Annotated in this window: 6 protein-coding genes; 2 read left to right on the top strand and 4 right to left on the bottom strand. The window is 43.5% G+C overall.

Features of this window, described 5'->3' with window-relative positions; translation table 11 throughout:
- Positions 1–79: 79 nt before the first annotated feature.
- On the top strand, positions 80–316 hold the full coding sequence (locus Q7R76_04000) for a hypothetical protein (GenBank protein MDO8642722.1): 237 nt from the start codon (positions 80–82) through the stop codon (positions 314–316).
- Position 317: 1 nt separating this feature from the next.
- Positions 318–710 carry a PIN domain-containing protein gene (locus Q7R76_04005; protein MDO8642723.1) on the top strand — a complete coding sequence of 131 codons (393 nt, stop codon included), beginning with the start codon at positions 318–320 and terminating at the stop codon, positions 708–710.
- A 36-nt stretch (positions 711–746) separates the two neighbouring features.
- On the opposite strand, the gene Q7R76_04010 is transcribed toward Q7R76_04005, so the two are convergent.
- The 4 genes from Q7R76_04010 to Q7R76_04025 form a co-directional block, all read right to left on the bottom strand.
- On the bottom strand, positions 747–1,469 hold the full coding sequence (locus tag Q7R76_04010; protein MDO8642724.1) for a hypothetical protein: 723 nt from the start codon (positions 1,467–1,469) through the stop codon (positions 747–749).
- Between the two features lie 146 nt (positions 1,470–1,615).
- A complete protein-coding gene (locus tag Q7R76_04015; GenBank protein ID MDO8642725.1) occupies positions 1,616–1,963 on the bottom strand; it encodes a hypothetical protein in 348 nt (115 codons plus the stop codon).
- Between the two features lie 105 nt (positions 1,964–2,068).
- Entirely contained in the window at positions 2,069–5,215 is a 3,147-nt protein-coding gene (locus Q7R76_04020; protein MDO8642726.1) for a hypothetical protein, read from the bottom strand.
- Positions 5,216–7,593: 2,378 nt separating this feature from the next.
- On the bottom strand, positions 7,594–9,744 hold a 2,151-nt coding region (locus Q7R76_04025; GenBank protein ID MDO8642727.1), incomplete at its 5' end, for a hypothetical protein.

The following is a 9,744-nucleotide window of genomic DNA, read 5'->3' on the forward strand; positions in this document are numbered from 1 at the left end:
TTTAGTTTATATGGTCAGATAAGAACGATAGCAAAGATAATCACAACCTTTAAATACAACAAGTACTACATGTTTGCACATGAGTATGCAAATCACAATACGGGATGTGGACGAAAAAATCTTTCGTGAATTTAAGGCAGACGCAGTGCGAAAAGGCATGACACTGGGCACTGCTATAAACTTTGCCATGCAAAAATTTAGGGCTGAACTTACCAAAAAAAGACCGTTGTTTACTCAACTGGTTACGCCGTTTGACGGCGGCAAAGGAAGTGAACACGTCAGCGAAGAAGTAGATTCCATCATGTATGGTGAATAATGTGATTCTCATTGATGCAAACGTCTTTTTAGCATATGAAAATAAAGACGATGTCCACCACACCAAAGCTTGTGGCCTGTTGAACAAGATACAGGGAGGAACCTACGGCTCATGGTTCATAACTGATTATATCTTCAACGAGGTGGTTGGTGTTACGCTCCGAAAATTTGGAAAAGAACGTGCAGTAACGATCGGTGAAGGTCTTCTAAAAAGCGTGGTTCTATTGAATATTGATGAGCACCTGCTTCAGGAAGCATGGAAAATATTTACCAAAACTGATTTAGGGCTCAATCTGGTTGACTGCACAAATCTTGTCGCGCTCACGGTTACTAATACTGATACCATCGCAACATTTGATGAAGAATTCAAAAAGGTTTCACGTGTGATTTCTTAAGAAGCAACATTCAAAACAAAATAATCGACAACATACTCAACTTATCTCAAAACTGACTTTGCCCCAGCGGTCTTGTTTTGCATCAATGCTCCAGACCGTAAGCGTCTTGCCGCCTTTGAGCGGCCGTGCCTCGCCCGAGCCAAGCACAAAGTTCTCACCGTTGATCATCAGGGAAACCGTTTTTGGGTCAGCTGAAACACTGTTGACAAAAACCGTGTATGCCCTATCACAGAGCGTGAAATGTGTTGAATCACCAGAATTCAATGTGCCGGTGTAGGTCAACGCGCCGAGCTCAAATGACATCATCTGCTGGCCGTTTTTGCTGTTGATGCTGTTGACATTGAAGTTCATGCCATCGCGCAGCGTGAGCTTGTCATCGGCCATGGCGTCAAACAGCTCGCCGTTGACGTCGAAAATAACCCGATTTTTGAGGCTGCTAACCAGATTCAGCCGAACAGCGTAATCGCCGGTGCACAGCGAATAGACCTGTGACATGCTTGGCCGGAGCGTTCCTGACGTGCATACCGGACATCCCTTTTTCGAGGTTGGAATAAGCTTGCCGCGTTCCAAGGCACCCTTATAATCGTATTGAGCCGGAAGCGTTGATTCACGATCAGCAATAACGGCTTTGCCCGTGACAGTATCAGTGAGTGGGTCAGTACTTGACGGCGCAATCATGATGAGACTGCCGATGGCAACCAGCGCAATAACTGCAACAAGAATTAATTCATCAGACGCATGGTGATGTTCCGGCCTCATCAAACACCTCATTTTTTATGTGATTATGAATTAACTGGTTAGATAAGTATTGAATGTTGTGGTTTATAAAGTTTTCTTCTCTGTGAGAGTGAAGGTTAGAAAATGATAGTTAAAAAAAATAAAAAGAAAAAAAGAGATAAAATATCTTAACTCAAGAATGAGCTGTCCCCTCGCCGGAACTCAGGTAGGATAATGTTAGTTCCATTAACGCCAACGAGCCCCAGACCGGTGGCAGCAGCTATTGATGCGTTGGTTAAATCGTAGTTGATGCCATTAGGGGTTATGAGGTCAAGAACAGCGTCGATGCGTTGAAAGTAGATCCCATCAGTAGCAGCGAAAATCATGGTTCCTGTATAGACAAGCTCATTATCTTCGTTGATCGTTACTTCAAGCGTGTTCGGCATAATAAATCCACGAACAACATTATTTTTTGCAGCTTGCGCACTCGCAATCACCAGCAACAAAAGCAATAGGGCAGTCAGTGGTGCAAGCAATTTAAATAGTTTTGATTTCATCGGGTCAGCCTCCTCGTTGTTAGTTTAAATAGATGGGTGATAAACCCCCACCGTTTAATTCTGGATAATATTAGCCTGATTAGCCTATTTAAAGTTTGTTATACTCAAGGCACCAGATGTCTGTTCGCCCTTCCCAATCTCCGATTCAACCGAATGGTGTTTCAACAAAAGTGATTTTATGTTTTCGCTGATTAATACCACGTCGCCGAATGAAAGGATATCTTTCTGTTTTACCATTACTCCCTTTTTGCCGGTGATTTGATAGTCACCATCCAACGCAACCAACGCTGCATCAAGTTTCCGACCGGATACAACGAGCTCAAAGATTTTGCCGATGTATTCACCGGATGAAAAGAATACCTGTCTTCCAACACTTTCGCGTATGCTTGCGCGAATAGGAGCAGGCAGTGCACGAGACACCGCACGTGACACTGCATCAGTCACTCCACCAAATGCCGCACCAACAACACCTGATACTGCACCGGAGGCTGCAAGAGAGGTGCTCGATGTGCTTGATGTACTCGAGGGGCTTTCATTTTTTTGGGCGGATACTGTCGGAACGCTGGCAGGTACGAACGGTGTTGGCAATCGTGGAGAGATTGTTGAGTGAATTGATGTTGACGGAGCAGGCCGTGGTGCGGAGAAAGAATCAGCAACCGAACGCGTCACCGGTCGCGCCACTGGCATTGATTTGGTAACTGGTTTTAAGATTGGTTTCGGCATTGATTTCCCCGTGAGCTGTACAAAGGCATCTTCTAATGTTTCATTGACAAAGACCACATCGCCGAAGCAAAGAACGTCTTTCTGTTTGACACTTACGCCTTTCTTGCCGTGAATCGCAAACTGTCCGCCGGTTTGTATTAATGTTGAATCAATTTTCCTGCCGGAAATCAACAGCTCAAAGACTTTTCCAAGATACATACCCGAGGAAAAGAAGACGTGTTTTCCGATGCTCTCCCGCAGGCTGGCCCAGCCAGCTCGTCTGCCAGAAACTACGGTACAGAAAACTGAAGGAATGATAATTGGTTTCGGTTGTTTGGTGCCAATAGTTGTCGTGCCGATTCGTGGAATTCTTACTCGTGATATTCCTGCAAGCGCGTTTGTTATGGTTTCTGTTACTGGTTTGGTTAATTTAGTGAGCTGCGCAGGAATTTGTGCAGGGAGCTGCACTGCAGTTGACACTGTTGTTGACACTGCTGATTTCACTTTTGACACGCCGGAATCCAAAATTTCTGCAGCCTGGCCAGTTGTTTCAGTTATTCCATCCAACAAACGGGACACACCAGATGCAACTGATTTGATTGAGCCAGCGGCGCTCGAAACAATGTCTGAAAGCAGAATCAGTGGAGTATCCCGAGTATGCTGTTTATCTTGGAGTACGGGCCGCTCTTTGATTTTGCCGGTGATTGTTGCCTGCCATTGTTGTTGCTGCGGCACTGGTAGTGCTTTTGCAGCTGCCACGTCTTTTTGGATGTCGTTCAAGCGTTTGTTGACGTACTTGTGGTATGAATACAAGATAATCAACAGGAGAAGCACGAGTAAAATAAGGAACGGCAGCCAAGTATTTGCTGCTTGAGCTTCTGGCGGTATGTATTGTACCATACTGACAACCTGCAATCCTTCGTCGGTTACCCGGAAAGTGGCTGCAGCAACCGCATGCTGGTTGTTGCCATACGATACTTCAACCCGAAGCAGATGTTCTCCTTCTTTGAATGTAACGTCACTAATTGTTTTTATAAACGAGAGACTTCTGAATACGGCTTTTGTTTCGGATGAATTATAGATCGGTGTTCCATCAGGGTCAAGAATGGAGTATTTGAACAACACATCAACCGGCGGCCCTTTTGTTTCTATCATGGTTACCTTAAATTCGAGGTTTTGGTTTTTCAGCAACTCGAGATTTTCAAGGTTGAGCCAGATGTCAAACAGTGATTCTTGGCAGCTGCGCACTTCTGCTGGTTTGTCTTGTCCGCCTTTACAGGTTCCCACATTAGTACAAACGCGCGTTTGTGTTCCTCCAGTACACTCATCAGTCCATGCGTTACACTGCCAGATGAACGTACACGCAGGTTGGCCACCGGGTCCTCCGCCTCCTCCACCGCCACCTCCTCCGCCGGCAGGAGCACCGGGACTTGGCGCAGCAGGAGCAGGACTACCGCCAGGCGGCGCACCGCCTTCTTCACCGCCACCGCCAGCAGCAGCGCCACTGGAACTGGTACTACTATAAAAGCCAACGTTTGCTGAAAAACTTGAGGATTGCGCATCCCGACTACTTGATGCACCAGAAGGTGAATAGGATTGTGCGCTAAAGGTTGAACCAACACCAGTTCCCCCGCTTCCCGTAGCAGTGCGCTCGACACTGTAAACATCTCCCACTCCTTCCTGAAACGTGTCGATGGGTGGTACAGAAAAAGCAGAAATAGGAGGAGAGGTGGCGTTTGAATCGTTGACGATTGAGCTATTGGTTTCATTCAAGGGCACAATTTCAGGAATGGTTATATTCAGCGTTTCATTCAGTGTTTCGTTTCCGGGCGTAATTGAGACGTTGGTATCATTTGAGACGGTATCATTTATGCGGGGGATGATTGTTGGAGAATCAATAAAAGAGGACGTTTCATTCTTGGAAGAGGGTGACGAGTTGGTGCCATTGGAAATTATGACAGGAGATGTATCAACAACAGAGGGTGTTTCATTGGGTAACGTGTCGTTACGAGGGTTGATAGGAACAGGAAGTTCAATTGTTCCATTGGCAAACCAGATTGATTCGGGCGTTTCATTAATGGATGTCTCGTCAGGAAGCAGTTCTGGAAGAGTCTCTGGAAGAGAAATTGAATCAGGCATGGTTTCGTTGTCTCGGGTTTCAGGAGGAGGTACCGTTTCATTTGGGGAAGAGTCAATAGCCGGTACTGAGAACACCTCATCAAGAACAGGCGAGGTCACAACTTGAGATAGAGAGTGAACAACATAATTGGCACTTTCAGCTTGTGCAACAACAAAAGCGCAGAGCGTAACAAAGAGCACTACATACATCAATGAATACACAATTCCAGTAGGTTTGGTGATATGCATGAGTATGCCGTTTTGTTTTTTATTGTTAGTTGCCATTGTCTTTTGCAAGTTCAGCGCGAACATAATCAATGCGTATGGAGCGTGCCGTTGTTGATGTTTCTTCACCCCATACTCCAATCCATGATACATTTTGAGGAAGCGTTGTTGAATGATTTGCGACAAGCAGATTCTTGGTGAGTCCAGTGGTAATATAAAAAAGAACAGGGCTGCTTGCATTCGAAACATTTTCTTTAAGTATACGGAGTGTGACATAGTTATTTGTAGGATTACTGATAGCGGTATTCGTTCTTGTACAGTTGGTAATAGAAAAACAGGTTACAGCAAAAAAAGTTCCTGAGGTTAGATTTCCTTCAAAATAAGCCCCGTCAGTGATGTTAAGAAGCTTACCATCATCTTGTGTTCTGAAGTAACCAAAGGCAGTTGTTATAGAATTCCAAGCTGAAGGTATTAGAAACCTTGTTTCAAAATGAATGAATTTAGAAGCATTATATATCCCGATGTTGGTATCAAGAGTGCTGGTGATTGAATTAGGTGAACCACCAAGAGAAAATGCCATATCAGCGCCGTTGCTTGCTGCTGTTCCGTGTGTAAAGCTGTAAACTCCTAAAAAGTTAGAGCCGACTACATCACTACTAATGGTACTGGCTGTTCCGTTTGTGGTAATTCTGGTCGTCAGGGTATCACCCAAAAATTCTTCAAGAAATATTCGCCTCCCATTCTTACCAAAGGGGCTCACTATGCTTTTGTTTACTACCTCAAGTTTAGTGATATTTATTTCATCCAACGCTGCCTGTGACGCACCACTGGCGCCACTCGTTTGATCAGTCTCACACGTAAAAACCTTGTTAGTATCATTGTAAACAAGCTTCTGACTATCAGGCCCACAGGTCGGAAGCGTCCTATTCACATACAGACTATCAACACTAATCAACACACCACCATTCGCAATATTCCCCGACGACAAATTCAACTTCGTACCATTCAAACTGTTAAGTTTAGTCGTATTAATCCCATCCAAACGCGCCTGCACATTCGTCACATTAGCCTTGCTCAAATTCAACCCAATAGGCAATCCACCCTCGCCCTGCACTGGAAGATATCCTGCCGTCGAATCATTCAAACTATTCAACTTCGTCGTATTCACCCAATCCAACGCTGCCTGACTCGCACCCGACGCACTCTGATCAGTTTCACACGTAAAAACCTTAAACGTGTCGTTGTATACCAATTTTTGCGTATCCGGCCCACACACCGGCAAAGAACGATTAACAAAAGAACTATTCACACTGATTAAAACCGTATCATTCAACACCGCAGTCAAATTCAACTTACTATCATTTAGAGAATTAATCTTTGTTGTATTCACCCAATCAAGCCCCGCCTGCACATTCGTCACATTAGCCTTGCTCAAATTCAAACTATCCAAACCAGCTTGAGTATTCGTCACATTCGCCTTCGACGAATTCAACGAATCAACCGCACCCTGACTCGCACCCGACGTAGAAATATCAGACTCACACGTAAAAACCTTAAAAGTATCATTATAAACAAGTTTTTGCGAATCCGGCCCACACACCGGCAAAGAACGATTAACAAAACTACTATTAACACTGATTAAAACCGTATCATTCAACACCGCAGTCAAATTCAACTTCGAATCATTCAAACTCGTAATTTTGGTTGTGTTTACCCAATCCAAACCAGCCTGCACATTCGTCACATTAGCCTTCGACAAATTCAACGAATCAACCGGACCCTGACCAACCTTCGAATCATTCAAAGAGTTCAATTTAGTCGTATTCACCCAATCCAACGCACCCTGACTGATTCCCGAACCGGATTGATCAGTCTCACAGGTAAACACTTTAGCAGTATCGTTATATACCAACTTTTGGGTATCAGGACCACATACCGGCAAAGAACGATTCACATAGGTACTGTTAACACTTATTAGAATCATATCATTCGACAATGCAGATGCATTCAATTTTGAAGAATTTATTGACTGAACCAATGAGGTCTCGTTAGCATTCGGCTCACAGGTTACCGTCCCATTTTCGTTAACTACTCGTATCGAACTGCCTATGGCACATGAATTGACAAGCGAAAAGTTCACAAAGGAAAAATTGTTAATCAAACCGGGAGTCGCTTGAAATTCTAAACGTTCATTGGCACCAAAATCCATATCTTCATCGTTGATGGTGTACTCTTTATAATACAATTTCCCAAATTGGAGATCAGGATAGGTGATAACATTCCAACTCCCATTTACAATTCCATCAACAAAAGTATGATTATAGATTTTAGTTCCACCTGAAGAATTATCATAAATATCGATAGTCAAATTTCCCAAGGTAAGATTAGCGCCCGTTGATCTCACTTTTACATCGGTTCCCTGATCCGGAAGAACAGAAACCTGACCAAAAACAATGGAAGAAAGTAAGATAAAGTGCATAAATAGGCCAGAAAGTAGTTTTGAGTGTACCACAGACTTGACCACAATGTTGAGCGAGTTCATAGTGTTATCATCCAGTACCGGTTTATTTAGCCTTAGCCATTTTCATATAGACATAATCAACATGATGAGCATCTGCCGTTGTGTCTGATGATCGAGTAAATGTTCCAACCCAACTAACGTTTTGAGGCTTTGAATTTGTGTGATTTGCAACAAGAGTATAGTTCAGGTAAAAAAGAAGGTTATTGGTTTGGAGCTCACGTTTGATTGTATATATCTCATAGGCGGTATGAACAAGTTTACTGGTGTTGGTCGAAGTACAGGTGACAGAAGCACCTGCAGCACCTGTACCAACGCAGGTATTTGCCAAAAAATATGATCCTGCACCGTCATTAGATTTATTAAAAAAAGCACCATCAGTGATATTAGTGATGTTCTGAGTGACCAATGTTCTGAAGTAACCAATGGCAAATCTTTTGCCTGCAGAAGATGTAAGTATTTTTGCTTTTACTTCAAAATCAAGAATGTTAGTTGCGTTATATAAGGAGGTCGTGGTTATTGTTGTTCCACCGAGTGAAACGCCAGTAGAAGCACCAACTGATGCAGCTGAAGTAAAGTTGCCAACACCGTTGCTATTTTCTCTGATATTATCACCAGTGCCGATTGTGTGAGTTCCTAGGATGGTATATTGTGTTGAAACAGTATCACCCATAAATTCTTCGAGGAAGGTATTATATCCGTTTGAACCAAATGGCAGAACAGCACTGCTGTTCACCACACCTATTTTAGTGGTGTTTATTTCATCCAACGCTGCCTGTGAAGCACCACTTGCGCCACCCGTCTGATCAGTCTCGCATGTAAAAACCTTGTTAGTATCATTGTAAACAAGCTTCTGACTATCAGGACCACAAGTCGGAAGCGTCCTATTCACATACAGACTATCAACACTAATCAACACACCACCATTCGCAATATTCCCCGACGACAAATTCAACTTCGAATCATTCAAAGAACTAATCTTCGTCGTATTAACCCAATCAAGCCCCACTTGAGTATTAGTCACATTCGCCTTCGTACTATTCAAAGAATCAAGCGCAGCCTGCGACGCCTTCGAATCATTCAAACTATTCAACTTCGTCGTATTCACCCAATCCAACGCACCCTGCGACGCACCACTACCTGACACATCAGTCTCACACGTAAAAACCTTAAAAGTATCATTGTAAACTAATTTTTGCGTGTCAGGACCACACACCGGCAAAGAACGATTCACAAAAGAACTATTCACACTAATAAGAACCGTATCATTCAACACCGCAGTCAAATTCAACTTCGAATCATTCAAACTCGTGATTTTGGTTGTGTTTACCCAATCCAAACCAGCCTGCACATTCGTCACATTAGCCTTGGACGAATTCAAACTATCCAAACCAGCCTGAGTATTCGTCACATTAGCCTTCGACGAATTCAACGAATCAACCGCACCCTGACTCGCACCCGCAGCACTCTGATCAGTCTCACACGTAAAAACCTTAAACGTGTCGTTGTATACCAATTTTTGCGTGTCAGGACCACACACCGGCAAAGAACGATTCACAAAACTCGAATTAACACTGATAAGAATAGTATCATTCCTCACCGCAGTCAAATTCAATTTACTATCATTCAAACTAGTAAACTTCGTCGTATTCACCCAATCAAGTCCTGCTTGCGTATTCGTCACATTAGCCTTGCTCAAATTCAAACTATCCAAACCAGCCTGAGTATTCGTCACATTCGCCTTTGTACTATTCAACGAATCAACCGCACCCTGACTCGCACCCGCAACACTCTGATCAGTCTCACACGTAAAAACCTTAAAAGTATCATTATAAACAAGTTTTTGCGTATCAGGCCCACACACCGGCAAAGAACGATTCACAAAACTCGAATTAACACTAATCAAAATCGTATCATTCCGCACCGCAGTCAAATTCAATTTACTATCATTTAAAGAATTAATCTTAGTCGTATTCAACCAATCAAGTCCTGCTTGCGTATTCGTCACATTAGCCTTGGACGAATTCAAACTATCCAAACCAGCCTGTGTATTAGTAACATTCGCCTTTGTACTATTCAACGAATCAACCGCACCCTGACTCGCACCCGCAGCACTCTGATCAGTCTCACACGTAAAAACCTTAAACGTGTCGTTGTATACCAGTTTTTGCGTATCAGGCCCACACACCGGCAAAGA

The sequence above is a fragment of the Candidatus Woesearchaeota archaeon genome (assembly GCA_030651375.1).
In the GTDB taxonomy this organism is placed as follows: Archaea; Nanobdellota; Nanobdellia; order Woesearchaeales; family UBA12501; genus JAUSFM01.

What these genes read in the sequence shown, in the direction of transcription:
- Q7R76_04000 (MDO8642722.1), top strand. Translation starts at nt 80, where the DNA reads ATGAGTATGCAAATCACAATACGGGATGTGGACGAAAAAATCTTTCGT.
- Q7R76_04010 (MDO8642724.1), bottom strand. Translation starts at nt 1,469, where the DNA reads ATGAGGCCGGAACATCACCATGCGTCTGATGAATTAATTCTTGTTGCA.